Origin of the sequence: Amycolatopsis sp. PS_44_ISF1 (assembly GCF_032335455.1) — a bacterium.
Taxonomy (GTDB): Bacteria; Actinomycetota; Actinomycetes; order Mycobacteriales; family Pseudonocardiaceae; genus Amycolatopsis.
The window spans coordinates 220,541-247,439 of record NZ_JANUXO010000004.1 but is presented as its reverse complement, the minus strand read 5'-3'; the positions used below and the strand labels follow the sequence as shown (position 1 = coordinate 247,439).

Sequence of the window (26,899 nt, the reverse complement as noted above, 5' to 3'; positions counted from 1 at the left end):
ATATTAGCGTCCCGAACAGTATTCTTATAGATGAATATGGTCACTATTGAAGACTGTATTCAAGAATGTGAACACCGATGGTGGGCCGAGCGCGTTCGGGCCACCGGTGGGATCGTCGAACCCGGGCCCGCGTCCCGGCCGTACCCGACGAGCACGGAAAAGAGCAGAAACTGATGGCACAGACCGAGATCGAGCTGGACGGCCTGCTGGCGTTCCCGCTGACCCCGTTCACCGGCGAGCTCGAGGTCGACCTCGACGGGCTCGCGGAGAACGTGGAGAGCCACGTGGCCGCCGGGGCCGGGGCGTTGTTCGTCGCCTGCGGGACCGGCGAGTTCAGCTCGCTCTCGGCCGATGAGGTCGCGGCCGTGCTGGCGAAGGCGCGGGCGGTGGCCGCCGGTCGGGTTCCTGTATGGGTCGGCGCCGGGGGCGGGGCCGCGGCCGCGCGCGCGGGTGTCGCGGCCGCACAGGCGGGAGGCGCCGACGGGGTGCTCCTGCTGCCGCCGTATCTCGTCACCGGTCCGCAGGCCGGGCTCGTCGGCTACGTCCGCCACGCCGTCGGCAAGACCTCGGTGTCGGTGATCGTGTACCACCGCGGCACCGGGGTGTTCTCCGCGCAGTCCGCCGTGAAGCTGCTGGAGATCCCTTCGGTTGTGGGTCTCAAGGACGGTTATGGCGACGTCGAGGTGATGACCCGCATCGTGACCACCATCCGTTCGCTGGGCACCGAGCGCTCCGAGGGGTTCCTGTTCTTCAACGGCCTGCCCACCGCCGAGGTCTCGGCGAAGGCGTACGCGGCCATCGGCGTCGCCCGCTACTCCTCGGCGGTGCACTGCTTCGCGCCCGAGATCGCGCACCGCTTCCACCGTGCGCTCGCCGAGGGCGACACCGCGGTGATGGACAGCCTGCTGGCCGGCTTCTACCTGCCGCTGGTCGCGCTGCGCGATGAGACGCCGGGCTTCGCCGTCTCGCTGGTGAAGGCGGCCGCACGGCTGCGCGGGGACAAGGCCGGCACGGTCCGGCCGCCGCTGGTCGAGCCGACCTCCGCGCAGCTCGACCGGCTGGGCCGCATCGTCGAGGGCGGTTTCGCGGTGCTGAAGCAGATCGAGGGCCGCTGATGAAGATCCTGGACGTGGTCCTGACCCCGGTCGCCTTCGCCGATCCGCCGCTGCTGAACGTGATGGGCGTGCACGAGCCGTTCGCGCTGCGCAGCGTGGTGCAGGTGCGCTGCGAGGACGGGGTCGTGGGCCTCGGCGAGTCCTACGGGGACGCGGCGTTCCTCGGCGAGGTGCGCAAGGTGCTCCCCGGTCTGGCCGGGCACGACGTGTTCGACCTGCCAGGGCTGAAGCGGGTCGTCGCGCGGGTGCTCGCGGGCACCGTGCTGACCGACGAGCACGGCCTGATCGGTGGCTTCTCGCTGCGCAAGACCGTCGCCAGCGTGTACGCGCTGTTCGAAGTCGCCTGCCTCGACGCCCAGGGCCACTGCCTCGGCCGCCCGGTCGTCGACCTGCTCGGCGGCAAGGCGCGCGACGTGGTCGACTTCTCCGCGTACTTGTTCTACAAGTACGGCGGCCACCTCGGGGCCCCGGAGGACGGCTGGGGCGAGGTCGTCACGCCGGAAGCGCTGGTCGGCGAAGCGAAGCGGATGGTCGAGGAGTACGGCTTCCGCTCGATCAAGCTCAAGGGCGGGGTGTTCGAACCGGTGCGGGAGGTCGAGGGCATCCGCGCGCTGGCCGAGGCGTTTCCCGGCCACCCGCTGCGGATCGACCCGAACGCCGCGTGGACGCCGGCCACGAGCATCCGCGTGGCCGGGGAGCTGGACGGGGTGCTGGAGTACCTCGAAGACCCGACCCCGGGCATCGAGGGCATGGCGAAGGTGGCCGAGCGCGCGAGCATGCCGTTGGCCACCAACATGTGCGTGGTGAACTTCGGCGACATCGAGCCGGCCTTCCGGGCCCGCGCCATCGGCGTGCTGCTGTCCGACCACCACTTCTGGGGCGGGCTGCGCGACACGCAAGCGCTTTCGGTGACCTGCGAGAGCTTCGGCGTGGGCCTGTCGATGCACTCCAACAGCCACCTCGGCATCAGCCTGGCCGCGATGGTGCACGTCGCCGCCGCGACCCCGCACCTGACCTACGCCTGCGACACGCACTGGCCGTGGAAGACCGCCGACGTGATCGCGCCCGGCGCGCTGGACTTCGCGGACGGCGCGGTGGCGGTGCCGGACCGGCCCGGGCTGGGCATCGAGATCGACCCGGACGCACTGGCCGTGGCGCACGAGGACTACCTCCGTTGCGGGCTCACCAAGCGGGACGACGTGAACTACATGCGCAGGTGGACCCCGGGCTTCGAGCCCAACACGGCGAGGTGGTGACCGGGTGGAGGTGACCGGCTACGCCTACCCCTGGGACGTGCTCGGCGATCCCGGCTTCGTCGAGCGGGCGCGCGGGCTCGGCGTGGACGAGGTCGCGGTGGCGCTGGCCTACCACAGCACCCGCGCGGCCACGCCGTGGTCGCCGGACCGCACGTCGGTGATCGCGCCGTCCGCGGCCAGCTACCGGCCGGTGCGCGAGCCGGCCTGGCAGCGCCACGAGCTGCGACCGTCCACTGCGGACTGGGTCACCCGGCCCGACAGCGGCGGCGACGCCGTGCGGCTGCTCAACTCCGCCGGCCTCCCGGCCGCCGCGTGGCTCGTGCTGACGCACAATTCGGCCCTGGGCCGTGCTTTCCCGCAGTACACCGTGCAGAACTGCTTCGGTGAGAGCTACCCGTGGGCGCTGTGCCCGGCGCAGCCCGCGGTCCGCGAGTACGCCGCGACGCTCGCGGCCGAGGCCGTCGCGGGACTGGAGCTGTCTTCGGTGGTCCTCGAAGCGTGCGGCCCGCTCGGCGCGATCCACCAGCACCAGCACGAGAAGACCGACGGGGTGTGGGCGCCGGCCGTGGCCCGGCTGCTGTCGATCTGCTGCTGCGCGGCCTGCGCCGACGGGTGGGATGGGCTGGACGCCGCCGAGGTGCGCGGGCAGGTGCGCGGCGAGGTCCAGCGGCTGCTGGCCACGGCCGAGCTGAACCTCACCGAGGACCGGCTCCCGGCGTCGCTGAAGGACGCGGTGCTGGCCGGGCGACGGCGGTCGACCGACGCGTTGCGGGCCGCGGTGCTGGCCGGGCTGGAACCGGGCCCGCGGATCGTGCTGCACGGCGCGCTCGACCCCTGGGCCACCGGCGCGTTGCCCGGGCTGACCCCGGCCGCGGCCGACGACGCCGCCGTGGTCGTGCTGCAGAACTGGGCGCCCGGCCCGGGCAGCGTCGACGCCGTGGCCGCGGCCCGCGCCGCGCTGCCCGCGGACGTCGCGATCGGCAGCTACATCACGGCCGTCGCGGCGGACCCGGTCCCCGACATCGGGGCGTATGTGACCGGCCTCGGCCGGGCCGGGGCCACCGAGCTGCACCTCTACCATCTGGGTCTGGCCGGTCCGGCCCGACAGCCGGACCTGCGCGCCGCCACCGCGGCGGCCCACCGCGGGCCCGAAACCGCCTGATCGACCCGAGGAGAACCGTTCCATCATGAGCCGAGAGACCTCCGCCCCGGAGCTCGAGCACATCCTCGTCGCGGCCGCGGCCGCGGCCGCCGCCCGGCCGTTCGCGGCCACCACCCCGGCCGAGCGGGCCGGCTGGCTGGACGCCGTCGCCGACGCGCTCGACGCCGAGGCCGAAGCGCTGATCGCCCTCGCCCACACCGAGACCCACCTGCCCGCCGCGCCGCGGCTCAAGGGCGAACTGGCCCGCACCACCTTCCAGCTACGGCTGTTCGGCCAGGTGCTGCGCGACGGCGCCTTCCTCGGCGCGACCGTCGACCACGCCGACGCCGACTGGCCGATGGGCCCGCGCCCGGACCTGCGGCGGGTGCTGGTGCCGATGGGGCCCACGCTGGTCTTCGCGGCCGGCAACTTCCCGTTCGCGTTCAGCGTGGCCGGCGGGGACACCGCGTCCGCGCTCGCCGCGGGCTGCCCGGTGGTGCTCAAGGCCCACCCCGGCCACGAGGAGCTGTCCACGCGCACCGGCGAGATCGTCGTCTCCGCGCTGGCCGCCGCCGGGGCCCCGGACGGTGGGTTCGCCGTCGTCCACGGCTTCGAGCAGGGCATCACCGCGCTGAAGGACCCGCGGATCTCCGCCGCTTCGTTCACCGGATCGGTGCCCGGCGGGCGGGCGCTGTTCGACATCGCCGTCTCCCGCCCGACGCCCATCCCGTTCTACGGCGAGCTGGGCAGCGTCAACCCGGTGGTGGTCACCCCGGGCGCGGTCGCCGCGCGCGGTGAGGCCGTGGCCAAGGCCTACAGCGGCTCGTTCAGTCTTGGCGCCGGCCAGTTCTGCACCAAGCCGGGCCTGCTGCTGCTGCCGGAGGGCCACGGCCTGGAGGGCACCCTGCGCGAGGCTGTGGGCGGGGTCGCCCGCCAGCGGATGCTCACCGAGCGCATCGCCTCCGGGTTCGCGCACAAGCTTTCCGAGCTGCGCGCGGCGCCGGGCGTCGAGACCCTCGTGGACGGCACGCACCAGGGCGAGGAGTTCACCCCGAGCCTGTTCACCACCACCGCGAAGGAGTTCCTGGCCGGCGGCGAGGCGGTGCGCGAGGAACACTTCGGCCCCGCGTCCCTCATCGTCACCTACCGCGACCAGGCGGAGCTGATCGAGGTGCTGGAGACGCTGGAGCCGGGCCTGACCGCCACCATCCAGGGCGAGCCGGACGAGGCCGAGTACGTCCGCCCGCTGCTGGCGCCGCTGACCCGGCTGGCCGGGCGGCTGCTGTGGAACGACTGGCCAACCGGCGTCACGGTGAGCTGGGCCCAGCAGCACGGCGGCCCGTACCCGGCCACCACCGCCCCGGCCACCACCTCGGTCGGCACCGCGGCGATCGAGCGGTTCCAGCGCCCGGTCGCCTGGCAGGGCTTCCCCGACGCCCTGCTGCCCGAGCCGCTACGCGAGGACAACCCGTGGCGCCTGCCACGCCGCACGGACGGCGCCCGCTGACCCCCTGACTCCCTGACTGGACACGCTGCCGCCCAGCTTCCCGTGGAGGGTGGCCGCGTCGGCGCCTCGATGCCTGGCGCTGCTTGAGTAGGTCGACGCCGCCCGGTTGAACAACCGGGCGGCGTCGTCGATCACCGGGGTCAGGGCACTCGTCGCCAGGCGAAGTGGCTGTGGGTGTCGGGCCGGGCTGGTGGGTGGGGTGGTCATGGTGCCGGATCAGGCTGGTTGCCGGGGTGGTTGTGGTGCTCGGTCAGCCTGGTGCCGGGATTCTCGGGATTGGTCAGCCCTGGCGGGCCTTGTTCCGCGGGGTGGCGCGGTTGATCACGAAGACCTGGCCGTGGCGGCGGATCACCTGGGCGCCCGGCCGGCGGGCCAGGGAGCGGATCGACGTGCGGACCTTCATGGTTACCGTCCTCTCGGAAAGCAGTGCACCGGCGTCAACCGCCTGACCGGTCGGTTTAGTCCCGGGTGGTGGCGGACCGCGGTCAGGTGGCGGTGGCGGTGGCGGACCAGCGGGTCAGGTCTTCGCGGCGGAGGGCGGCGGCCATCAGGTCCGGGAAGAGGTCCGGGGTGCAGGCGAAGGCCGGGACGCCCAGGTCGGCCAGGGCGGCGGCGTTTTCGTGGTCGTAGAACGGGGCGCCGGAGTCCGAGAGGGCCAGCAGGGCCACCACCTGGACGCCCGAGCCGACCAGTTCGCCGACGCGGCGCAGCAGGTCTTCGCGGACCCCGCCTTCGTACAGGTCGCTGATCAGCACCAGCAGGGTCTGCTCCGGGCGCTCGACCAGGCCCTGGCAGTAGGCCAGCGCGCGGTTGATGTCCGTGCCGCCGCCCAGCTGGGTGCCGAAGAGCAGCTCGACCGGGTCGGCCAGGTGCTCGCTCAGGTCCGCGACCGCGGTGTCGAACGCGACGAACTTCGTGCTCAGCGCCCGCATCGAGGCCAGCACCGCGCCGAACAGGCCCGAGTACACCACCGACTCGGCCATCGAGCCCGACTGGTCCACGGCCAGGATCACCTCGCGCTGCACGCTGTGCCGGCGCCGGCCGAAGCCGACCAGGCGCTCGGGCACGATGGTCTTCAGCTCGGGGGAGTAGTGCCGAAGGTTCCGGTGCACGGTCCGCGCCCAGTCGATGTCGGCCGCGTGCGGGCGCTGGGTGCGGGCCGCCCGGTCCAGCGCCCCGCGCACGGCCGCCCGGGTCCGCTCGGCCAGACGCTCCTCCAGCCGCGCGACCACGGTCCGCACCACGGTGCGCGCGGTCTCCTTGGTCTTCTCCGGCAGCACACCGTTGAGCGAGAGCAGCGTGCCGACCAGGTGGACGTCCGGCTCGACGGCGCCGAGCAGTTCCGGCTCCAGCAGCATCCGCGTGAGCCCGAGCCGGTCGACGGCGTCGCGCTGCATCACCTGGACGACCGAGCCCGGGAAGTACTGCCGGATGTCGCCCAGCCAGCGCGCGACGCGCGGCGCCGACGCCGCCAGGTTCGCCCCGCGCCGGTCACCGCCGCGGGTGGTCTCCTCGCGCTCGTCGTAAAGGGCCGAAAGCACCGCGTCGACACCTCTGTCCTGTTCGGACAGTGCGTGGCCGGTGCCGTCTTCGCCCCCGCCCAGCACCAGGCGCCAGCGGCGCAGCCGGTCGTGATCGGCCGGTTCGGTCATGACGTCACTCCCAGGAGGGTGGCCAGCACGGGCAGAGCGCTCTCGGCGCGCGACCGGTCGAGCTCGTCGATGGGCGCCTTCGTCTTCGGGGCACCGCCGGACAGGACGGCGGCCCGCTCGCCGATGGCCCGCTTCTCCGGACCGGCGAACGCGCCGAAAGTACGGCGCAGCAAGGGAAGCACTTCGGTGAACAAGTCCGGCGGGATACCGCCCAGCCAGGTGTCGATCACCCGCAGCATGCGCTGGTCGTGGACCAGTAGCAGCGCGCCGCCGGCGAAGAAGCCCTCGACGTAGGCCGCGCCGGCCGCCGGTTCGACGCCCGCAGTCAGCGCGCGGCCCAGCCGCAGCTCGACCTCCGCGCCCTCCAAAAGATCGGCGTCGTGCAGCAGCCGGACGACGCGCCCGGCCAGCAGCGGCGGCAGCGCGTCACGCCCGGCCAGCCCGGACAAGGCCGAGAGCCAGCGCTCCCGCGCCGCTTCGCCGAGCAGGGTCGTCGCCTCGTGCACGTCGTCGACGAGGCGGCAGAATCGCTCGGCCGCCTCTTCGTCGATGCCGTGGGTCGCGGGCGGCAAGCCGGCGCAGACCCGGGTGAGCATCCGGTCCGCGACCTCCCGGAGCCGCGCCGTGTCGGTGCCACGGACGTCGCCGTACCGCGTCGCGCGAGCCAGTGAAGGCAGTGCTGCCATCAGCCGGGCGACGTCCGCGTCGGCCGCCGCCCGGGTGTCCAGCGCGGCGAGCACCTCGGGCAGCGCCTGGCCCAGATCCGCGAGCAGGCAGTCCTCGACCGCCGTGGTGATGTCGGCCAGCGGCGGTTTGCCGGCCACGACCTCGCGGACCACCGTGGCCGCGGCCGACCCGACGGTGGTCCCGTGCACCGCCGCCGCGACCAGGTCCACCTCGTAACCGGGCTCCCAGCACAGCGTCCAGGTTTCGCGGAACGTGCCCTTGCTCCGCGTCGCCGAATTTTCCGGTGTGCCCCAAGGGATGCCGAGCACCCGCAGCCGGTGCAGCAACCGCGACCGGTCGAGCCCGCCGGGAGTGCGCAGGTCCAGGTCCAGCTCCCGGACCTGCGGCTCGCGTTTGAGCCGCAGGCGCCGCGCGGTGGCGATCAGGTCGGCCGCGAGCGGCGCCTGCGGGACGCTCTCGGGCACCTCGCCGATCCGCTCGCCCACCACCAGCCGCCGGGTGACCAGCTCGGCCTGCACGTCGTCGCCCCCGCACAGCACCGACCGGGTGGCGGCGTCGACTTCGGCGAGCCCGGCCGAAGAACGTCCCCGCAGGGTCGCCAGGGCGTCGGCCAGCCGCACCGCCTCGATCACGTGCGCGGTGGAGACCGGCAGGTCCTCCTCGCGCAGCACCCCGGCCACCCGGGTGAGCCAGCGGGTGGTTACGTCCTCGGCCGTGGTGAACAGGTGGTGGTACCAGCCGGGGGAGCGCACACCGGCGCCGTAGCCGGTGCCGGCCGCGAGCCGCCCGTGCGTCCACGGCACCCAGGTGCACACCACCTTGCGCTTCGGAAGTCCTTTGAGGACGGACTGATCGGCCGCCGCCGTGGGCAGCGGGTCGGCCAGCGCCGGGACGTGCCAGGCGCCGCAGACCACGGCGATCCGCTCGAAGCCCTCCTTGCGGGTCTTGCGCAGCACCGTGCGCATGTACGCCTCGCGGCGCCGCTCGTGGGGGTTCTCCGGCCGCTCGTCCTCGCGCAGCGCGGTCATCGCCTCGGCGATCACCTCGAACGGCGGCTCGGTGTCGCGCCGCGATTCGACCACGTCGTCCCACCAGCGCTCGGGGTCGTCGTAACCGCCGGCCGCGGCCAGCTCGGCCAGCGGGTCACCGGAACCACCGGCGGAATCCGCTTCGCCGAGCGCGAACTGATGGGCCGCGGGCAGATCGCAGAACCGCACCGGCACCCCGGCCGCGGCGGCGTACCGCAGGGCCTGCCACTCCGGGCTGAACACCGCGAACGGCCAGAACGCGGCGCTCGAGACGTCTTCGGCCACGTAGGCCAGCAGCGCCACGGGTGGGCGCAGACCCTCGTCCGCGACCAGCCCGGCCAGCGCGTCGGCCTCGGGCGGGCCCTCGACGAGCACCACGTCCGGCTCCAGCTCGGCCAGCCGCGCGGCCACCGCCCGCGCCGAGCCCGGACCGTGGTGGCGGATCCCGAGCAGATGGGTGCTCATCCGCTGATCTCCTGGCCCGCCCGGTAGAAGTCGGCCCAGCCTTCGCGCTCGCGCACCACGGTTTCCAGGTACTCGACCCAGATCGCGCGGTCGGCCACCGGGTCCTTCACCACCGCGCCGTGGATGCCCGCGGCCACGTCCTGGGCCCGCAGCACGCCGTCGCCGAAGTGGGCCGCCAGCGCCAGCCCGCCGGTGAGCACGCTTATGGCCTCGGCCGTGGACAGCGTGCCGGACGGGGTCTTCACCGCCGTCCGGCCGTCTTCGGTCCGGCCCGCGCGCAGCTCGCGGAACACCGTGACCACGCGGCGGATCTCGGTCAGCTCAGCCGCCTCCGCCGGCAGCGACAGCGCGGTCCCGAGCTGGGCGACGCGGCGGCTGACGATCTCCACCTCGGCCTCGGCGGTGTCCGGCAGCGGCAGCACCACGGTGTTGAACCGGCGCCGCAGGGCGCTGGAGAGCTCGTTCACCCCCTTGTCCCGGTTGTTCGCCGTGGCGATGAGGGTGAAGCCGGGCCGCGCCTGCACCTCATCGCCCAGCTCGGGGATCGGCAGCGTCTTCTCCGAGAGCACGGTGATCAGCGAGTCCTGCACGTCGGCCGGGATCCGGGTCAGCTCCTCCAGCCGCGCCACCTTGCCGTCCCGCATCGCGCGCAGGATCGGGCTCTCCACCAGCGCCCGCTCGCTCGGCCCCTCGGCGATCAGCCGGGCGTAGTTCCAGCCGTAGCGGATCGACTCCTCCGCGGTGCCCGCCGTGCCCTGCACCAGCAGGGTCGAGTCGCCGCTGATCGCGGCGGCCAGGTGCTCGGACACCCAGGTCTTGGCCGTGCCGGGCACCCCGAGCAGCAGCAGGGCCCGGTCGGTGGCCAGGGTCGCGACGGCCACCTCCACCAGCCGCCGCGGACCGACGTACTTGGGCGTGATCTCGGTGCCGTCTTCCAGCCGGCCGCCGAGCAGGTAGGTGACCACCGCCCAGGGCGAGAGCCGCCACGACGGCGGCCGGGTCCGGTCGTCGGCCGCGGCCAGCGCGGCCAGCTCGCCGGCGTATTCCTGCTCGGCGTGGGGCCGGAGAACTGCGGACGTCATGAGAGCTCCTCGTGCATTTCGCGGCGGAAGGTGAGGGTTTCGGCGACGGCGCGCCGCCACGGGGCGGCCTCGCCGGGCTGGGGGATCACGGCCAGCCGGTGGCCCAGGCAGGCGGGCGGCACCGCCTTGGCGATCAGGGTGGCCGCGTGCGCGACCAGCCGGTGGTCCTGCTGGGCGGCGACCCAGTCGAGCAGCACCCGGCCCAGCTCCTCGGGCCAGGGCTGGGGCAGGTCGAGGATCAGCCGGGTGAGGGCCTCGACCTTGAGGCCGCGCGCGAGCTTGGCGACGGTGGCGGCCTGCCGCTGCGGCGCGAGCACGCCGACCAGCGCCGCCGTGCTGCGCCCGCCGGGCTCGGCTTCGACGAGGGCCTGCGCCCACGCCTGGTCACGCTGCCGGATCGCGGCGGTGGCCCAGCTTTCGCGCAGCACCGGCAGCGGGCAGCCCTCCACGAGCATGCCGACCAGGTCGGCCGGTGCGGCGAACCGGGCCCAGAAATCCAGCGGGGTGGCGGAGATGATCGCCCGCAGCCGCCCGGTGCCCTGGTCCGGCCCGTGCGGGACGCGGACGCCGTCGCGCGGCAGGGTCTCGTCCGGCTCGGGCGGGGTGAACCGCAGGACATCGGCCCGCAGCACCCGGCTGTGCACGGTGACGTGCCGCTGCAGCCGCGCCGCCATCCGCCGGCCGAGGTCCGCCCCGGGCAGCCGGCCGAGCAGGTGCGTGGCGGTATCGCGCACCCCCGCCGCCCGATCGGCGAGCGCGGCGTCGAGGAACGGCTCGTCCCGGTCGGCCAGGTGCTCGCCGAGCAGCCCGAGGAACACCGCGCGCAGGTCGGCCGGCTCGCTGGACCAGGTGGCTTCGAGCGCGGCCCGCGCGGCGTCCGGGTCCTCGGCCAGCGCCCGCGCGAACCAGGCCTGGCGCCGCGCGGGGGTGCCGAACTGCCAGGCGTCGTCGGTGCCGTCGGTGCCGTTGATGACCGTGGCGACCAGGAACGCCCAGTCGGGGTTGCGTTCGCCGAGCCAGGTGCCCACCGCCCCGGCGACCGCCGCCAGCGGTGCCCGCAGCGACACCCGCGCCCGTGCGCTCTCCGCCAGCGGGGGCAACTGCTCGGGTGGCACCCGGAACCCGGCCGCGGCGACGGCACGCAGCCACTCTTCGAGCAGTTCGGGCCGGTTCGCCTGCCGCAGCCGGGCCAGCCGCTCCCGGGCGGGTGGCGGAACGAACGGACGCCCGTCCGGCTCCGCCGGCTCCACCCGCCGCGCCCCGGGAACCGGCCGCCGCCCGGCCCGGCGGTAGTTGGTGAGGAGCGCGGCCGCGGTCAGCACCCCGTCCGCCGGATCCTGCGCGCCTTCGGCCAGTTTCCGGATCGCCGGCGGCTGCCCGGCGGGATCGAGGGCGCGGCGTCGAGTGCCGAGCAGCGCGGTGCCGACGAGGTCGTCCCAGGCTTTCACCGGGACACCGCCGGGGTGGGTGCGGACGTGGGCAGGAGAGGGCTCCGTTCGGTGATCGGGGGAGTGACCGCGGGGTTCTTTCCGGTCGCCGCCGGTGTTGCCGCGAGAGCGAGATTCGGGATGCTGGTCGCCGGGGCGGCATTGTGGCTGCGGGCTGGTTGGGAGTGTGCGTTCATCGCTGGTGTCGCTTTGTTCGGGTGCAGGTCGGTGAGGGTGCCGGGCGGGGCTGGATGGTCGGCGGTGGGTACGGGGGATTCGCGGGGAGCGGCCGGTGAAGAAGTCGCTGCGGAGCCCAGGATGCTGGTCGCCGGGGCAGCATTGTGGCCTTGGGCCGTCCGAGAGCGCGTGTCCATCGTTGGCGTCGCTTCGTTCGGGTGTGCGCCGGTGCGGGTGGTTGGCGGGGCTGGGTGGCGGGTGGTGGGTGGCGTGGTCGGTGTGGTGGGTAGGCGGGATTCACGGGGAGCGGCCGGTGGCGAGGCCGCTGCGGAACCCAGAACCTTGCCGTGGTGGCGCTGCGGTGGCCGCAGGTGCGGATTTGTGGGTGTGCGGGCTGGTTGGGGTGCTGGTGGTGGGGTGGTGGGGCTGGGTGTCGGGCCATGGGGATGGAGTGGTGGACGGTGGGGGCTGAGGGTTGGGCGGTGGGGGCTGGGCGTTGGGCCGTGGGGGCAGGGAGTAGGGCCGTGGGAGCAGAAAATGGGGCTGCAGGGGCCGGGAGTTGGGCTGCAGGGGCTGGGAGTGGAGCTGTGGGGTGAGGGTGTTTTTCTTGGCACCGTTGGCACCGTTGGCACCGTTGGCACCGTTGCCGGGGTGGCGGTGGGGCGGAAGGTGTCGGCCGTTGTGATGGGGCCGCGGGTGTGACGGGGGCGGGCGGGTGGGTTCACAGCCGCACCGTTCCGTTCGGGTGCCAGCAGGTGAGGGGGTGGAGGCCGGTGGGGGTCCATTCGGCCGCCAGGGTGACCGGGTGTTCGGCGGCGAGGGCCAGCAGGCGCCACGGGTCGGTGGAGGGGGTTAGGGGCAGGGCGGATCCGTCTACATCGGACAGTGCCCAGCCGTCCGGGCCGGTGGCCGGGGTGAGGTCGGCCAGGAGGACGGGCCAGCGTTCGAGCCAGGGGTCCGCGGCCAGGGCTTCGGCGTACGCGGCCAGGGCTTCGGTCACGGTGTCGCCGCGGGGGACCGGCGAGGTCACCGGCTCGGTCGCGTCGGCGACCACCGCCCGCAACGGCACCGCACCCGGGTAGAAGGCCAGCTCGCCCGGCACCAGGTGGCCCGGCGGCAGCGAACTGTCCAGCGAACGGCCCGGCGAGGCGAAGGACAGCACCAGCGCGGGACGGCCGGAATGCCGGCCCCGCAGCCAGGTGCGGCGGATGCGCAGCGCGTCCTGCTCCTCGTCGGCCGCGCCGGTGACCAGCCACTGGTCGGCGACCCGCTCGCCGGACTCCAGCACCGAGGCGGTCCCGGCGGCGAAACCGAGCCGGGTGCGGACTGTCTCGGCCAGTTCGGGGGGCAGCTCGCCCAGCCGGGCCGCCGCGCCCGCGAGCAGGTACAGCAGCGACAGCTCGGCCAGCAGGTCACCCGGCCAGTCCCGGCCCCGGCCGACCAGGTCCGCGGCCCGGCGCAGGCCACCGGCCAGGCCGGTGGCCTGAGCGTCGATCATCCGCGCCGCCACCCCGCGCAGCTCCTCGGCCCCGCCGCGTTCGAAGCCCGCGAACCCGGCCCCGACGCGGTCGGTCAGCCAGCCGCGCAGCTCGGCCGCGCCCGCCGTGACCCGGGCCATCCGGTCCTGCGCGCGCTTCGCCGCGGCTTCGGGATCCTTCGGCCCGTCCGTCTTCTCGGCCCGGGCGGCGCGAGAAGCCCGGGAAGCTCGTTCCTCCAGCCATTCCCGCACCCAAGCGGCTTCCACCGGCTCCTCGGGCACCTGCCCCGAAGACCACAGCAGCAACAACCCCAGCGCGTGCTTGCACGGGAACTTCCGGCTCGGGCAGGTGCACCGGAACGCGGGCCCGGCCAGCTCGACCGCCGCCTGGTACGGCTTCTTCCCGCTGCCCTGGCACGCGCCCCAGACCGCCCGCGCCGACGCGCCGGTGCCGGACCACTTCGCCGGCGCCGCCTGCCCGCGCCCGGCCTTGGCCGAAGCCGGGTCCGGGGCGAGCCCGACGACCCGCTCCGCGCTCCAGCGCCGCGCCACCTGTTCCCCCAGCGTTGCCAAGACTCTGCTTCCCTTGCCGCTCAGTCGTTTCCACCCCGGGTGGGGCGGACCGCAGAAGCATCCCACCCGGCACCGACAATTTCCGGCACCCCCGGCGACCGCGGGCGAAAAAAGACGCCGGGCCACGGAAAACCCGTGGCCCGGCGCCCTCGGCGAAGGAAGTCAGCCCTTGATCGCCCCGCGCCAGCGGACCCGGGGGAGCATCCGGTCGAGGTCGACCCGGTGCTTGTTCGCGCCGACGATGTCGAACATCGACTCGATCAGCGTGTCCGAGAGCAGGTGCGGCTCCAGCCCGAGCCCGACCAGGCCGGTGTGCCGGACCCGGTAGTGGTGCTCCGGCTGCTCGACCCGCGGGTTCTCCAGGTGCTCGATCTGCACCGGCCCGGGGAAGGCCTCGGCCACCAGTTCGGCGATCTCGCGCACCGACATGGTCGCGGTCAGCTGGTTGAACACGCGGAACTCGCCGCGCTCGGCCGGGTTCTCCACGGCCAGCCGGATGCACTCCACGGTGTCGCGGATGTCGATCAGCCCGCGGGTCTGGCCGCCCTGGCCGTACACGGTCAGCGGCTGGCCCAGCACCGCCTGGATGACGAAGCGGTTCAGCACCGTGCCGAACACCCCGTCGTAGTCGAAGCGGGTGGCCAGGCGCGAGTCGAGCGCGGTCTGCGGCGTCTCCTGCCCGTAGACCACGCCCTGGTTGAGATCGGTGGCGCGCAGGTCCCAGACGCGGCAGGCGAACTCGATGTTGTGCGAGTCGTGCACCTTCGACAGGTGGTAGTACGAGCCCGGCTTCTTCGGGTAGAGCATCCGGTCCCTGCGGCCGTTGTGCTCGACGTCGAGCCAGCCCTCCTCGATGTCGATGTCGGGCGTGCCGTACTCGCCCATCGTGCCGAGCTTGACCAGGTGGATGTCCGGGTCGATCTCGGCGATCGCGTACAGCAGGTTCAGATTGCCGACCACGTTGTTGTGCTGCGTGTAGACGGCGTGCTCGCGGTCGATCATGGAATACGGCGCGGAACTCTGCTCCGCGTAGTGCACGATCGAATCGGGGGCGAATTCGCGCACCGCGCCGAACAGGAAGTCCGCGTCCAGCAGGTCGCCGACGTAGGAGGTGATCTCCCGGCCCGACACCTCCTGCCACGCCTCGATGCGGGTCGCCAGGTCCTCGATCGGGACGAGGCTCCCGGCCTGCAGCTCGACGTCGTACTCGCGCCGGGCGAAGTTGTCGAGAACGGCTACTTCGTGGCCTTTGTCCGACAGGTGCAGCGCCGTGGGCCAGCCCAGGTATCCGTCGCCACCGAGAACCAGCACTCGCATTGAGGGGCCTTTCCGTATCGTTTACGCGACAAGCACGCTGATTCCTCGTTGTACATGACGCCGTGACCGCGCTCGAACCTATCGACCAGGTACTGATGATGGCCTGGCAATGAGCTGTGAATCTCCTATGCGTCGGGGGCCGCGCGGTCCCCCGCCGCCATCGGATGGACACCGAGGGGGACACTGGGGGCATGACGACGGTAACCAACCCGGCGAACCCGCGCACGACCGAGCAATCGCCCCCATCCGGGCGTCGGGGCCCGATCCGGTTCTTCCGGGCGGCCACCAGCTCGGTCGGGGCGACGCTGCTGAGCCAGGCGGCGCTGCTGTCCGTGCTCGCGCTGGGCGGCGCGCCGTGGCTGGCCAGCGTCCTGGCCTTCGCCGCCGGGGCCGTGCTGAACTTCTTCCTGACCCGCCGCTGGGTGTGGGGCCGGCGCGGCCGTCCGCGGCTGGGGGCCGAGCTGCTGCCCTACGTCGTGGTGATCTCCTTCGGCGGGCTCGCCTCGGTCGGCCTGACCACGCTCACCGGCCACCTGCTCGCGCCGCTGGACCTGCCGCACGCCTGGTGGGTGGTGCTCATCGACGCCGCCTACGTGGCCAGCTACGCCCTGGTCTTCGTCGTGAAGTTCACGATGCTCGACCGCTTCGTGTTCGCCCGCGGCGCAGCACGTACCCCCGCCACCACGTCCCCGTCATGACCCGGGCGTAGTTCGCGCCGTAGACGAGGCTGCCGCCCTTCTTGCTCCGGCCCGCCCGGCGCAGCCGCATGCTCATCGGCCGCTCCAGCACGCGGGCGCCGCGCGCGGTGAGCCCCAGCAGCAGTTCCGACGACTGGTACTGCGGCTCGTTGAGCGGGACGGCGCAGGCCAGGTCCGCCCGCATCCCGCGGAACCCGAACGAGGTGTCGGTGAGCTTGCGCCAGGTCAGCGCCGAGGCCAGCCAGGCGAACACCCGCACGCCGAGCCAGCGCACCCGGCTGTCGGCCTCTTCGTAGCCCAATCGACGCGAGCCCGTGACGAAATCCGCGCTGCCGTCGAGCAGCGGGGCGACCAGCTGGGGCATTTCGCTGGTGTCGCACTGGTCGTCGCCGTCGGTGGTGACGATGTACTTCGCGCCCTTGTCCGCGGCCAGGTGGTACCCGATGCGCAGCGCGGCGCCCTGCCCGCGGTTGACCGGCGCGACGCAGACGTACGCGCCGTGCTCCCGCGCGATCCGCGCGGTGTCGTCGGTGCCGCCGTCGACCACCACCAGTACGTCGACGGGCAGGCCCAGGCACTCGTCCGGCATCTTCTCCAGCACCTGGCCGATGCCGCCGGCCTCGTTGTAGGCGGCGATCACCACGGTCAGCTCCGAAAGCCGGGCGTCCGGGTGGCGTCCTTCGAAGTCCGCGACCGCCCCCTCGTCCACGGCGTCCGGGTAGGCCCCGAGACGGCGGCGGCTGGCGGCGGTCAGCGTCGTGAAGCCGAGCGCGCCCGCCACCGGCAGCAGCACCAGCGCCGGCAACTGGTAGCGCCAGGAGAACTCGAAGACGGCCGAGGCGAACAGCAGCAGCAGCCCGGTGCCGGCGGCGAACAGCGCGCCGGCGCGGGCCTTGTCGTGGGGCTGCTTGCGCCGGAACAGGGTCAGCAGGCCGAGCAGGGCGAAGAAGCCGAGCACCGCGCCGGGCACGAACCCGCCGCCGAGCTGGTAGTTCCGCAGCACCACCGCGATCGGCTCGTCCACCTGCGGGTCGATGCCGTCGTAGTACCGCGTGACCGTGGCGACGCCGGACGGGTCGGCCCACAGCGGGTAGGTCTGCTGGAACTGCCAGCGCTCGAGCGGCACGTCGTTGATCGCGGTGGACCGGGTGAACCGGAAGCTCTTGGAGAAGTCGCCGATGATCGCCTTGGTCACGTCCCACCACTGCGCCTTCAGCACTTCCCGGGCGAACCGGCCGGCCAGCGCGGTGCGGTCGGCACCGGGCGGCAGCGGTCCCGGCCACAGCGGGTCGAGATCGGCGTGGGTGTAGTTGTCGACCAGCCGCTCCGGGATGGGCTGGGCCGGGCAGAACACCATCAGCGTGGGGTCCAGGTGCAGGTTCGCGCAGTCCGCGACGGCCGCCGCCCGCCCGTAGAGCATGCTGCCGGACGGTCCGCTGAGCCCCCACTTCCCGGTCTGCGCCTTGACTTCCGCCGCGTACGGCGCCACCACGACGACGATCGCGAGCAGCCCGACGCCGGCGTTGCGCCAGCCGCGCCAGTGTCGCCACGCGCGGCCGGACGCGAGCACGTAGAGGAGGAACGGCGCGGCGAGCGTGACCCCGATCAGCCGCACCAGCACGCCGAAGCCGATCAGCAGCCCGGCGAGCACGATCCGCCGCCCGTTCGGCCGCCCGCGGGCCGTCAGCAGCCACAGCAGGCCCAGCAGCAGGGCCTCGAACACCACTTCGGACATGATGTTCTGCTCGATCTGCACCTGGTAGCCGTCGAGCAGGATCGGCGCGGCCGCGAGGGCGCCGACCCAGGGGCGGGCACCGAGCCGCCGGACCAGCGCGTACACCCCGACCGCGATCGCCAGCCCGGCCACGTGCTGCACGGCCGCGACGAACGCCAGCCCGCCGATCGCCAGCAACGGCCGCAGCACCAGGTCGTAGCCGATCGGGTTCATCTGGTCGCCGCGCAGCGCGAGGTTGCCCAGGTAGCGGAACGAATCGATGTAGAGCAGGGCGGGCCGGTAGGCCACCCAGGCCAGCACCCGCAGCGCGGTCCCTGCGGCGAGCAGGGCCAGCAGCAGCGCGTGCCGGCGGAGGAACGGGGTCACGGGGTCGCTTTCAGTCCAGTTCCGAGAAGTACTTCCAGGCCGTGGCCAGCCCTTCGGTCAGCGAGATCGACGGGGCGTAGCCGATGGTCCGCTCGCTCGCCGAGACGTCGGCCAGCACTGCGGGCATCTCCCCGGCCGGCGCGGCGACGTGCTCCACCGGCAGTTCGGCACCGGTCACTTCGCGCACCGCCTGGACCATCTCGAGCACCGAAACCGAATGCCCGGCGCCGACGATCGCGCGGCCGCTGTAGCCGCTTTCGTGGGCCAGCAGGAGCGCGCGCACGACGTCGTCCACGTGCACGAGGTCCCGCCGCTGTTCGCCGGTGCCGTACACCCGCACCCCCTCGCCGGCCAGCGCGGCGCGCATCAGGCGCGGCACGAAGCTGTCCTTGTGGGACATGCCGGGCCCGTAGACGTTGGTGAACCGCAGGACGCAGGCGTTCAGGCCGTACGCGCCGGCGTACCCGGAGAGCAGCATCTCGCAGGCGGCCTTCGTGGCACCGTAGGGCGTGAGCGGGCGGGGCGGCAGGTCCACCGTGATCGTCGACGTGCCGACGTCGCCGATCACCGCGTTGGTCGAAGCCAGCACGAACCGCGGCACCCCCTGGAGGCGGGCCCGCTCCAGCAGCTCCTGGGTCACGACCACGTTCTCGCCGAACGTCTCGACCGGGCGTTCGACGGTCTTGAGCACCGACGTGAGCGCGGCGAGGTGGATGATGCCCGCGGTTTCGGCGGTGATCGCGGCTTCGCGGGTCGCGGCCTCGCGAAGGTCGCCGACGACCACGCGCACGCCTTCATCGGTGGTTTCGTACGGGACCCGGTCGACGACCGTCACCGGGATGCCGCGGGCGCGGAACCCGCGGACGGCCGCGCGGCCGATGAAACCGCTGCCGCCGGTGACCACGACGGAGGTCCGTTCCGGACCACTCGGGAGTGACATGGCGGACAACCTACCGGCGCCGGCTGTGCGTGGCCCCAGAGGAGTTGCCGAGCGGGGCGGTCAGCCGGAGCTGCCAGCCCGACTCGGTCAGGACCACCAGCCGCAGGGCCCCGGCCCGGCCGGTGACGGGCAGCAGCTCGGCCGCCGCCGTGGCCACCGCCCGGGTTTCGGCCTCCGTGGCGCCCATCGCGACGGTCAGGTGCGCCGGCGGCTGCGGGCCGAATCGGCCGCCGTAGGGCGCCACGTCCGGCCACCGCCCGCCGACGGCGTCGGCCAGGGGCTGCAACGCGGGCGCCGCGGCGGCGACGAACCCGGCCGAGACGACGAGTTCCGTGAGCCGCACGTCGACGGCACGATGCTCCGCGGCGAGCGCGGCGACGGCCGCGTCGACCTCCGGGGTGAGCTGCGCGGCCGGCAGGAACGGGTACAACGCCGTGACGTGCGGCGGCAGGCCGGGTCGGACGAGCGCGGGGTTCACCGTCCGGGCGGCGTCGAGCAGTCCTTCGGCAGCGGGCAGTTCGACCACGAGCGCGCTGGTTCCGGGGACGGGCACCGGATCATCCTGCCGCACCCGTGAGAACGGTGCTTGCCTGAACGGTGCTGGCCTGAACGGTGCAGAAGAATGCGGGCGAGAAGCGCAACCCTAAGTCTTCCCCAAATTTCCCGCCGCCCATTCGGGGCCGTCCTACACTCGGTTGATGAAGATCGTCCTGTGGACCGCATTGTGCGGATTGTGCGCCCTCACCGGCCACTTGCTCCTGGGCGTCGTGGCGGTTTGCCTGCTCCTGGCCTGTCTTCCGGTGCGCCGCCGGACCGAGCGCGGGACACCGGAAAGGGAATTGATCAGCACCCGCGGCTGAAATTCGCCGGGGTAAGCAATAGCGGGGATTCACCGGTAATAACCTTAGTCGCCGGAGAACTGCCGATGTCCTCGGGCCGGACCGGCCGGGTAGCCGAGTGTTCACCCGGCCGTCCTTGCCGGCGGCGGCCGGGGGCGCCTAGCGTCGGGCCGACTCGTCGGAGGCGGAGGTGTGCATGTCCACCGGGGATCTGAGCAGGCGGAACCTGCTGCGCGCGGGCGGGATGGCGGCGGCCGGAGCGGCGGCGGGCCTGCTGCCCGGCGTCGCGTTCGCGGCGCCCGCGCCCGGCGTGGCGCAGCAGACCAAGACCGTCACCGGCACGTTCCGGCCGGATGTGCCGGACTGGTACTACCTGCCGGTGGACGTGCCGCGCGGGGTCGAGCGGATCGATGTCGTCTACTCCTACGACCGGCCCGTGGTGCCGGCCGGCGTGCGCGGGAACGCCTGCGACATCGGGATGTTCGGCCCGGAGGGGCACGAGCTGGGTACCGCGCGCGGGTTCCGCGGCTGGTCCGGCGGGTTCCGCGACCGGTTCTCGATCAGCGCGACCGAGGCCACGCCCGGGTACCTGGCCGGTCCGATCCGCGCGGGCCGCTGGCACGTGGTCCTCGGCCCGTACACCGTGGCGCCGCAGGGACTCGACTACCGCGTGGACCTCACGCTGACCTTCGGCCCCGGAGGCCCGCCGTTCCGGCCGAACCCGGCCCCGGAATCCGCGCCCGCCCGCCAGCGCGGCCGGTCCTGGTACCGCGGCGACTGCCACCTGCACACCGTCCACTCCGACGGCCGGCGCACGCCGGAGCGGCTGGTGGCCGACGCGCGGGCGGCCGGGCTGGACTTCATCGTGTCCACCGAGCACAACACGCACAGCGCCCAGCTGGTGTGGGGCGACTACGCCACCGACGACCTGCTGATCCTCAACGGCGAGGAGGTCACCACGCGGTCCGGGCACTGGCCCGCGATCGGGCTGCCCGCCGGCACCTGGGTCGACTGGCGCTATCGCGCGGCCGACGCGGCCGACTTCCGCCGGTTCACCGCCCAGGTGCACCGCGCGGGCGGGCTGGTCACCGCCGCACACCCGTTCGCGAACTGCTTCGGCTGCACCTACGAGTTCGCCTACGAGATCGCCGACCTGGTCGAGGTGTGGAACGGCCCGTGGACGCCGGACGACGAGGCGAGCGTCACGCACTGGGACGGGCTGCTGCGCGGCGGCCACTGGATCCCGGCGATCGGCGACTCCGACGCGCACAACCCGGACCAGACCGTCGGCCTGCCGCACACCGTGGTGCGGGCCGGGAGCCTGCGCCGGGCCGAACTGCTCGCCGGGCTGAAGGCCGGGCACTCGTGGCTGGCCGAATCGCGGGCGGTGGAGCTGGAGTTCGGTGTCTCCGGCGGCGGGCGGGGCGCCGGCCTCGGCGAACGGCTCGGCGTGGGCACCGGCACGCCGGTCACGGTCAGCGCGACGGTGGGCGGGGTGCCGGGCACCACCCTCACTTTCCTCGACCAGCTGGGGCCGCAGCACACCGAGACGGTCCCGGACTCGGGCCGGGCCACGGTCACCTGGACCACGTACCCGCGCTACAGCCGGTGGGTGCGGGTGGAGGTGCGCCGGGCCTCGGGCGGCCCGAACACCACCACGCCGAACGCGATGGTGGCCATGGCGAACCCGATCTTCCTGGGCACCGGGTCCTGACCGGCGGGCCCCGGCGGCGGACCCACACGCTCGCCGTACCGGGGCTGCGGGCAGACTTGCCCCGGTCGGGTGTCGTCCAGGGTGCAGGAGTTCGGGGTGCGGGGGTTCGGGGTGCGCGGGTGCGGCGTGCGGGCGGCGATCGTGGCGGTCGTGCTGGTCCTCGCGGCCGTGGTCGTCGTGGTGGTGGTGCTGGACCGCAAGGACGTCACGACGCCGGGCTGCACGGTCGCGCTGCCGGAGGGCGCGCACTCGGCCGCGGCCACGCAGTTCACGCTGCAACCGGACCAGATGGGCAACGCGGCCACGATCGCGGCCGTCGCGATCCGCCGCGGCCTGCCCGGGCACGCCGTGACGATCGCGCTGGCCACGGCCCTGCAGGAGTCGAAGCTGCGCAACCTCAGCGGTGGTGACCGGGATTCGGTGGGCCTGTTCCAGCAGCGGCCGAGCCAGGGCTGGGGCACGCCCGCGCAACTGCAGGACCCGGTCTACGCGGCGACGGCGTTCTACGAAAAGCTCGTGGACCTCGACGCCTGGGACACCCTGCCGATCACCGAGGCCGCCCAGGCGGTGCAACGCTCCGGCGCCCCCGACGCCTACGCCAAGTGGGAGCCCGAGGCCCGCACCGCGGCGGCCGCTCTCACCGGCGAATTCCCGGCCGCGCTGACCTGCCGCAACCTGGCCGTCGGCCCGCCCACGGCGAACCTCGGGAGCACCGCCGAGGCCGAACTGGGCACGGCCAAGCTCAGCGGCCCCCACCCCGCCGCCCAGGGCTGGGCGCTCAGCAGCTGGCTGGTCGCCCGCGCGATCCCGCTGGGCGTGGACAAGGTCAGCTTCGCCGGCCGGACCTGGACCTCCGCCACCGGAGCCTGGAACGAAGACGCCGACGCCGGTCCCGACCTGTCGCTGCACCAGGTGACCACGCCACCGCCGAGCTGAGGCGTTCCCGCGCCACGGGGCCGGGGCCGGACGATGTGTCCGATGTGGACTCACGGCTCGGGGCGGCGGCCGGGTACCGGACACCTGGTGGTCACGGCCGGAGGCTGGAGCGCTCCGGACCGGATCCCAGCGGGTCCGCTCAGCCGGTGACGGAGGTGTAGAGCTTCTGGATGTCGTCGTCGAAGTAGGCGCTGTAGGACACGTCCGGGGTGTCGCCGCCCTGTTCGTAACCACCGATCACGCCGACGACGGTGCCGAGGCCGGTTTCCGGGTCGGGGGCGGTGATCCAGGGGCCGCCGCTGGTGCCGTCGGGGAAACCGGGGCAGGCGATGCGCTGCTGGTAGAGGTCGGCCTGCACGGTGGTGTTCGTGCACACCACCGGTTCCTCGGTGGTGTCGGGGTAGCCGGTGAGGGTGACCCGGTTGACGAAGCCCTGGCCGACGCCGAGGCGGTCCGCGCCGGTCAGGCTCTCCAGCGAAGCGGGGTTCCCGGATTGCGTCACGGTGAGGAAGGCGAAATCGAGGTCCTGGTCGGCCGAAGCGGTCCAGCCCGCGGGGATCGCCTCGGCGGTCACGGTCCAGCTCCCGAACGGGGCGGCGCCGTCGTGGTAGCCGGGCACGAAGGTCAAGCCCGCGGTGCCGCCGCCGAGGCAGTGCGCGGCGGTGAGGACGAGGTCGCCGGCGGGGCTGTGCACCACGCTGGCCGAGCAGAAGTGCTCGCCACCGGAGAACAACGCCCCCACCGCGGACGCTCCGGTGGCGGCGGGGGAAGCCGCCGAGGACCCCGCGGCGGTGGACCCGGCCGCGGATCCGGTCGGGGTGGACTGCGCGACGTCCTTGATCCCGGGCGTCGGCAGCGTGTTGCCGCCGGCGGCGAGCGCGGTCGCTTCGTCCGCCGGGCTGACCGTGGCCCCGCCGGTCAGCACGAGCATCGCCGCGGTCGAAGCCGCCAGCACCACGCGGGAAAGGTTGATCGTCACCGGTCCAGATCAGCACGCTTCGGCCCGCCGGGCACCATGGGGCGGCGGATGCACAGCAACCTCACAGTGCCCTGACAGCGGGCGGACAGCGGTGGAAGCGCCCATCGGGGTGAAAATCAGGCTGGCGGCGGCTGCTCGGGCTTCGGCCCGGCCGAACGGCCGAGGCCCCCTCACCCGCGTCGTACGCAGGTGAGGGGGCCGCGGCCGGACGCCTGCCCCGTGGGTCAGCCGACGCGGGTCACCAGCAGGGTCACACCGGCCTCGCCGCCGCAGTCGACCAGGACCGGGCCGACGCCGTTGCCGATCTGGGGGCCGACGTTCGCCTTGGCCAGGAAGCCGGCCGGGTTGCGGTCGAGGATGCGGATGTTCACCAGGGACGGGTGGTCCGGCGAGTTGCCGATCACGGTCTTGAGGCCGCGACCCCCGCCGCAGTTGCCGGTGATGGTGATCTCCTGGCCGCGCTCGGTGGTCGGGTTCGGGCTGACGTGGACGACGGCGCGGGCGCCCCGGGGCGGCTGCTGCTGCGCGCCCCCGGCGGGCTGGGCCGACGCCGCGGCGACGCCGATCGTGCCGGCGGTGAGCAGGACCGCCGCGGCCGCGCCGGTCAGCAGGACTCCGTGCTTGCGGTTCAGTGCCATGACTTCTCCCCTTGGTCAGCGTCCACTTCGGACACTCGCTCGGCTGCCCCCGGCGTTCGGAGGCTCATCCGGGTAGTCGCCGAGGCGGCGTGAGAGGTTCTCCGCCGACCGAATTGTGACCGGGGTCATACAAGAGGAATCGTCGTTCGATCCGTGCCGGGTGGTCGCTGTCCCGGGCCAGGGTCATGCGTGCGGCCCGGCCGCCGGTCGATCGCCCGCGGCCGGCTCAGTCGGCGACGTCCAGCGCGGCGCGGATCATGCTGTCCGCGTCGATGCCGTGGTGGCGGTAGACGCTTTCCAGGTCGCCGGACTGGCCGAACTGCGTGACGCCGAGGTGGGCGGCGCGGACCCGGTGCACGGTGGCCAGGAAGGCCAGCGTGTGCGGGTGCCCGTCGAGCACCGTCACCATCGGGGCGGAGCGCTCGGCCGGCAGGGCGGAGTCGAGGATCCAGTTCTCCGCGCTGCCCTGCCCGGCCCGCGCCTGCAGCGCGCGGAACAGCAGCCCGGGGCTGGTCACGCACACCACGTCGGCGTGCCGGCCCAGGGCGTCCAGCCGGTCCGCGGCGGTGAGCGCCTCGGTGACCAGCGCGCCCATCGTCACGATGGTGACGTCCGGGCGGGCCACCGCAGCGGTGCGCAGCGGGTACGCGCCGGCCACGACCTGACGCCGGCGGCGTTCGCGGGCCGCCGGGTCGGACGGCACCGCGGCGAGGCTCTGCTCCACCGGGCGGGTCGAGAGCCGCAGGTAGGCCGAGGTCCCGTCGGGGCGGCCAAGACGGGCCAGCGAGGCCAGCAGCGTCCACTCCACGTCGAGCGCGAAGGCCGGCTCGTAGGTGATGCAGCCCGGCTGCTCCAGGCCCACCGACGGGGTGGTCACCGACTGGTGCGCGCCGCCCTCCGGGGCCAGCGTGACGCCCGAGGGCGTGCCGACCAGGATCGACTGCCCGCCCGCGTAGATGCCGAACGACCACGGCTCCAGCGCGCGCTCCACGAAGGGGTCGTAGAGCACGCCGATCGGCAGCAGCGGCCGGCCGTAGCGTGACCAGGTCGCGCCCAGCTCGCCGAGCGCGCCGACCAGGTTGGTCTCGGCGATGCCCAGCTCCAGGTGCTGGCCGGTGGGCCGCTCGCGCCAGTGCAGGATGGTCTCGGGGTCGTCGGCGAACCAGTCGACCCGCTCCTGCGGCGACCACACGCCGACCTTGTTGACCCAGCCGCCGAGGTTGGTGCTCGAAGACACGTCCGGGCAGAGCGTGACGACCAGCTTGGCCGCCTCCGGTGCCTCACGGGTCAGGTCCAGCAGTGCGCGCCCGAGCGCGGCCTGCGTGGTGGCGCGCCCGGACGGCGTCCGGCCGATGTCCGCCGGGATCGGCGGAACCCGGTGCGGCACGACCGGTTCCCGTCGCAGCCGGGCTGCGGTGTCGGCGCACAGCCGGGCCGCGGCCGAACCCTCGTCGAACTTCCGCCACGGGTCTTCGGGCGAGGTGCCGACGCGGCCGGCCAGCTCGCCGAACTGCCCGGCGGTCAGCAGCGAGGAGTGGTTCTGCGGGTGGCCCTCGCTGGCCAGGCCGAACCCCTTGACGGTGTAGGCGAAGATCACCGTCGGACGGTGGTCTTCGATGGCGTCGAACGAGTCCAGCAGAGCCGGCAGGTCGTGGCCGCCGAGGTTGCGGATGGCCGCGTGCAGGGTGGGGTCGTCGATCGCGTCCAGCAGCGGCGCCAGCTCCGGCGACGCCAGCCGCTCGCGCACCTGCGCCGGGGTGCAGCGCAGCAGCCGCTGGTACTCGGGGTTGGCCATCTCGTCGATGCGGGCGCGCAGCGCCTCACCGCCCGGGCGCTCGAACAGGTCCTGCAGCAGGCGGCCGTACTTGACCGTGAGCACCTGCCAGCCGGCCGCTTCGAACATGCCCTGCAGCCGGGTCGCGCCGATGTTCGGCACCACGCGGTCGAGCGACTGGCGGTTGAGGTCGACGATCCAGACCACCTCGCCCAGCTCGGCGACGGTCGGGTCGAGCACCGCCTCCCACACCGCGCCCTCGTCCAGCTCGGCGTCGCCGACGAGCGAGTACTGGCGGCCGGTGCCCGCGCCGCCGGAGCTGGCTTCGACGTACCGGCGCGCCACCGCGCCCCACAGCGGCGCGGTGGCGCCGATGCCGACCGAGCCGGTGGAGTAGTCGACCTGGTCCGGGTCCTTCGAGCGCGAGGGGTAGCTCTGCAGCCCGCCGAACTCGCGCAGCGAGGTCAGGTACCGCTGGTCGAGGTCGCCGAGCAGGTAGTTGATCGCGTGCAGCACGGGGGAGGCGTGGGGTTTCACCGACACGCGGTCCTCGGCGCGCAGCCGGGCGAACCAGAGCGCGGTCATGATCGACACCATCGAGGCGCTGGACGCCTGGTGGCCGCCGACCTTGAGCCCGGTCGGGTTGGGGCGCACCCGGTTGGCGTGGTCGATGATCGCGGTGGAGAGCCAGAGCACGCGGTCCTGCACCTCGCGCAGGACATCGGTGCCGGTCTCACTGGTGCGCTCGGGGGCGGGGCTGCTCACGGCTTCGTGGACCTCTCTTGGGCGGAACGTCAACGCCAGTCCAACAGAGCTGGGTAGGCTGCACAACTGAAGCGTGGCTCGTTGAGCAGAACGCCCAGGACGGCGCCTCCGGGCGCGGAGAGGACTGCGCAGCATGCCCAGTGCCCAGCGGCTCGACGCCACCGACGCCCGCATCCTGCTCGCCCTGGGGCGCGCGCCCCGCGCCACCGCCGTTGCGCTCGCCGAGGAGCTGGGCCTTTCCCGCAACACCGTGCAGAGCCGCCTCGCCCGGCTGGAGCAGGGCGGGGGGCTGCGCTCGCCCGAGCACCGGATCGACCCCGCGGCGCTGGGCTACCCGCTCGCCGCGTTCGTCACCGTGCAGGTGGTGCAGCGCCTGCTCGACGAGGTCGGCCGGTCACTGGCCGCGGTCCCGGAGGTGCTGCAGGTGCACGGGCTCACCGGCGCGTCCGACCTGCTGGTGCACGTGGCCGCGACCGACGCCGACGACCTGTACCGGATCGCCGGGCAGATGCTCGAGATCCCGGGCGTCGAGCGGACGAACAACGCGCTCGTGATGCGCGAGATGGTGCCCTACCGGATCACCCCGCTGCTCGAGCGCGCGGCGCGCTGAC

The 26,899-nt window shown here is 73.6% G+C and carries 22 protein-coding genes; 9 read left to right on the top strand and 13 right to left on the bottom strand.

Annotated elements, in window-relative coordinates; translation table 11 throughout:
- Positions 1-173: 173 nt before the first annotated feature.
- From NYF13_RS31030 to NYF13_RS31015, 4 genes are read left to right on the top strand one after another with little or no spacing between them, the layout of a single operon-like run.
- On the top strand, positions 174-1,115 hold the full coding sequence (locus NYF13_RS31030) for a 5-dehydro-4-deoxyglucarate dehydratase (protein ID WP_315661491.1): 942 nt from the start codon (positions 174-176) through the stop codon (positions 1,113-1,115).
- Positions 1,115-2,371 carry a glucarate dehydratase family protein gene (locus tag NYF13_RS31025; RefSeq protein WP_315661490.1) on the top strand — a complete coding sequence of 419 codons (1,257 nt, stop codon included), beginning with the start codon at positions 1,115-1,117 and terminating at the stop codon, positions 2,369-2,371. Before NYF13_RS31030 ends, NYF13_RS31025 begins: the two co-directional genes overlap by 1 nt.
- Before the next feature lie 4 nt (positions 2,372-2,375).
- Positions 2,376-3,533 (top strand): hypothetical protein, encoded by a 1,158-nt coding sequence (locus tag NYF13_RS31020; protein ID WP_315661489.1) that lies wholly within the window; start codon positions 2,376-2,378, stop codon positions 3,531-3,533.
- Between the two features lie 25 nt (positions 3,534-3,558).
- On the top strand, positions 3,559-5,019 hold the full coding sequence (locus NYF13_RS31015) for an aldehyde dehydrogenase (NADP(+)) (RefSeq protein WP_315661488.1): 1,461 nt from the start codon (positions 3,559-3,561) through the stop codon (positions 5,017-5,019).
- A 280-nt stretch (positions 5,020-5,299) separates the two neighbouring features.
- Here the strand turns inward: NYF13_RS31015 and rpmJ are convergent, their stop codons facing one another.
- The 7 genes from rpmJ to NYF13_RS30980 form a co-directional block, all read right to left on the bottom strand.
- Positions 5,300-5,422 carry a 50S ribosomal protein L36 gene (gene rpmJ / locus NYF13_RS31010; RefSeq protein WP_315661487.1) on the bottom strand — a complete coding sequence of 41 codons (123 nt, stop codon included), beginning with the start codon at positions 5,420-5,422 and terminating at the stop codon, positions 5,300-5,302.
- Between the two features lie 82 nt (positions 5,423-5,504).
- Positions 5,505-6,671 carry a VWA domain-containing protein gene (locus NYF13_RS31005; RefSeq protein ID WP_315661486.1) on the bottom strand — a complete coding sequence of 389 codons (1,167 nt, stop codon included), beginning with the start codon at positions 6,669-6,671 and terminating at the stop codon, positions 5,505-5,507.
- Positions 6,668-8,851, bottom strand: coding sequence for a DUF5682 family protein (locus NYF13_RS31000; RefSeq protein WP_315661485.1), 2,184 nt, complete (start codon positions 8,849-8,851; stop codon positions 6,668-6,670). The genes NYF13_RS31005 and NYF13_RS31000 overlap by 4 nt, the downstream gene beginning before the upstream one ends.
- Complete coding sequence (locus NYF13_RS30995; protein WP_315661484.1) at positions 8,848-9,933, bottom strand: AAA family ATPase; 1,086 nt, start codon at positions 9,931-9,933, stop codon at positions 8,848-8,850. The genes NYF13_RS31000 and NYF13_RS30995 overlap by 4 nt, the downstream gene beginning before the upstream one ends.
- Entirely contained in the window at positions 9,930-11,381 is a 1,452-nt protein-coding gene (locus tag NYF13_RS30990; RefSeq protein WP_315661483.1) for a DUF5691 domain-containing protein, read from the bottom strand. Before NYF13_RS30990 ends, NYF13_RS30995 begins: the two co-directional genes overlap by 4 nt.
- 877 nt (positions 11,382-12,258) lie before the next feature.
- Positions 12,259-13,587: an SWIM zinc finger family protein gene (locus NYF13_RS30985; protein WP_315661482.1), complete on the bottom strand. Its 1,329-nt coding sequence runs from the start codon at positions 13,585-13,587 to the stop codon at positions 12,259-12,261.
- Positions 13,588-13,749: 162 nt separating this feature from the next.
- Positions 13,750-14,904, bottom strand: a complete 1,155-nt coding sequence (locus NYF13_RS30980) for an NAD-dependent epimerase/dehydratase family protein (protein WP_315661481.1) — start codon at positions 14,902-14,904, stop codon at positions 13,750-13,752.
- Between the two features lie 191 nt (positions 14,905-15,095).
- Between NYF13_RS30980 and NYF13_RS30975 the strand changes: the two genes are divergently transcribed.
- On the top strand, positions 15,096-15,602 hold the full coding sequence (locus tag NYF13_RS30975) for a GtrA family protein (protein ID WP_315661480.1): 507 nt from the start codon (positions 15,096-15,098) through the stop codon (positions 15,600-15,602).
- On the opposite strand, the gene NYF13_RS30970 is transcribed toward NYF13_RS30975, so the two are convergent.
- Genes NYF13_RS30970 through NYF13_RS30960 form a run of 3 tightly spaced genes read right to left on the bottom strand, consistent with a single transcriptional unit; the run spans position 15,532 to position 19,196 of the window.
- Positions 15,532-17,703: a glycosyltransferase gene (locus tag NYF13_RS30970; RefSeq protein WP_315661479.1), complete on the bottom strand. Its 2,172-nt coding sequence runs from the start codon at positions 17,701-17,703 to the stop codon at positions 15,532-15,534. The two genes, NYF13_RS30975 and NYF13_RS30970, sit on opposite strands and share 71 nt — an antisense overlap.
- A 10-nt stretch (positions 17,704-17,713) precedes the next feature.
- On the bottom strand, positions 17,714-18,643 hold the full coding sequence (locus NYF13_RS30965) for an NAD-dependent epimerase/dehydratase family protein (protein WP_315661478.1): 930 nt from the start codon (positions 18,641-18,643) through the stop codon (positions 17,714-17,716).
- A 10-nt stretch (positions 18,644-18,653) separates the two neighbouring features.
- Entirely contained in the window at positions 18,654-19,196 is a 543-nt protein-coding gene (locus NYF13_RS30960) for a 2'-5' RNA ligase family protein (RefSeq protein ID WP_315661477.1), read from the bottom strand.
- A 145-nt stretch (positions 19,197-19,341) separates the two neighbouring features.
- On the opposite strand from NYF13_RS30960, the gene NYF13_RS30955 reads away from it, so the two are divergent.
- The 3 genes from NYF13_RS30955 to NYF13_RS30945 all read left to right on the top strand — a co-directional run bounded on the left by NYF13_RS30955 (position 19,342) and on the right by NYF13_RS30945 (position 22,132).
- Positions 19,342-19,503, top strand: a complete 162-nt coding sequence (locus NYF13_RS30955) for a hypothetical protein (RefSeq protein ID WP_315661476.1) — start codon at positions 19,342-19,344, stop codon at positions 19,501-19,503.
- A 175-nt stretch (positions 19,504-19,678) separates the two neighbouring features.
- Positions 19,679-21,196 carry a CehA/McbA family metallohydrolase gene (locus tag NYF13_RS30950; protein ID WP_315661475.1) on the top strand — a complete coding sequence of 506 codons (1,518 nt, stop codon included), beginning with the start codon at positions 19,679-19,681 and terminating at the stop codon, positions 21,194-21,196.
- Between the two features lie 96 nt (positions 21,197-21,292).
- Complete coding sequence (locus tag NYF13_RS30945) at positions 21,293-22,132, top strand: hypothetical protein (protein WP_315661474.1); 840 nt, start codon at positions 21,293-21,295, stop codon at positions 22,130-22,132.
- A 139-nt stretch (positions 22,133-22,271) separates the two neighbouring features.
- On the opposite strand, the gene NYF13_RS30940 is transcribed toward NYF13_RS30945, so the two are convergent.
- From NYF13_RS30940 to NYF13_RS30930, 3 genes are all read right to left on the bottom strand, one after another.
- Positions 22,272-23,111 (bottom strand): trypsin-like peptidase domain-containing protein, encoded by an 840-nt coding sequence (locus NYF13_RS30940; RefSeq protein WP_315661473.1) that lies wholly within the window; start codon positions 23,109-23,111, stop codon positions 22,272-22,274.
- 224 nt (positions 23,112-23,335) lie between these two features.
- The gene (locus NYF13_RS30935) at positions 23,336-23,749 is read right to left on the bottom strand and encodes a hypothetical protein (RefSeq protein ID WP_315661472.1); all 414 of its coding nucleotides are present in this window, start codon (positions 23,747-23,749) and stop codon (positions 23,336-23,338) included.
- Between the two features lie 226 nt (positions 23,750-23,975).
- Complete coding sequence (locus NYF13_RS30930) at positions 23,976-26,288, bottom strand: transketolase-like TK C-terminal-containing protein (RefSeq protein ID WP_315661471.1); 2,313 nt, start codon at positions 26,286-26,288, stop codon at positions 23,976-23,978.
- A 133-nt stretch (positions 26,289-26,421) separates the two neighbouring features.
- Between NYF13_RS30930 and NYF13_RS30925 the strand changes: the two genes are divergently transcribed.
- A complete protein-coding gene (locus tag NYF13_RS30925) occupies positions 26,422-26,898 on the top strand; it encodes an Lrp/AsnC family transcriptional regulator (RefSeq protein WP_315661470.1) in 477 nt (158 codons plus the stop codon).
- The last annotated feature ends 1 nt before the right edge of the window (position 26,899 follow it).

Coding starts and splice junctions, on each gene's coding strand:
- NYF13_RS31030 (WP_315661491.1), top strand. CDS start 174: ATGGCACAGACCGAGATCGAGCTGGACGGCCTGCTGGCGTTCCCGCTG.
- NYF13_RS31025 (WP_315661490.1), top strand. CDS start 1,115: ATGAAGATCCTGGACGTGGTCCTGACCCCGGTCGCCTTCGCCGATCCG.
- NYF13_RS31015 (WP_315661488.1), top strand. CDS start 3,559: ATGAGCCGAGAGACCTCCGCCCCGGAGCTCGAGCACATCCTCGTCGCG.
- rpmJ (WP_315661487.1), bottom strand. CDS start 5,422: ATGAAGGTCCGCACGTCGATCCGCTCCCTGGCCCGCCGGCCGGGCGCC.
- NYF13_RS31005 (WP_315661486.1), bottom strand. CDS start 6,671: ATGACCGAACCGGCCGATCACGACCGGCTGCGCCGCTGGCGCCTGGTG.
- NYF13_RS31000 (WP_315661485.1), bottom strand. CDS start 8,851: ATGAGCACCCATCTGCTCGGGATCCGCCACCACGGTCCGGGCTCGGCG.
- NYF13_RS30995 (WP_315661484.1), bottom strand. CDS start 9,933: ATGACGTCCGCAGTTCTCCGGCCCCACGCCGAGCAGGAATACGCCGGC.
- NYF13_RS30980 (WP_315661481.1), bottom strand. CDS start 14,904: ATGCGAGTGCTGGTTCTCGGTGGCGACGGATACCTGGGCTGGCCCACG.
- NYF13_RS30975 (WP_315661480.1), top strand. CDS start 15,096: ATGACGACGGTAACCAACCCGGCGAACCCGCGCACGACCGAGCAATCG.
- NYF13_RS30965 (WP_315661478.1), bottom strand. CDS start 18,643: ATGTCACTCCCGAGTGGTCCGGAACGGACCTCCGTCGTGGTCACCGGC.
- NYF13_RS30955 (WP_315661476.1), top strand. CDS start 19,342: ATGAAGATCGTCCTGTGGACCGCATTGTGCGGATTGTGCGCCCTCACC.
- NYF13_RS30950 (WP_315661475.1), top strand. CDS start 19,679: ATGTCCACCGGGGATCTGAGCAGGCGGAACCTGCTGCGCGCGGGCGGG.
- NYF13_RS30935 (WP_315661472.1), bottom strand. CDS start 23,749: ATGGCACTGAACCGCAAGCACGGAGTCCTGCTGACCGGCGCGGCCGCG.
- NYF13_RS30925 (WP_315661470.1), top strand. CDS start 26,422: ATGCCCAGTGCCCAGCGGCTCGACGCCACCGACGCCCGCATCCTGCTC.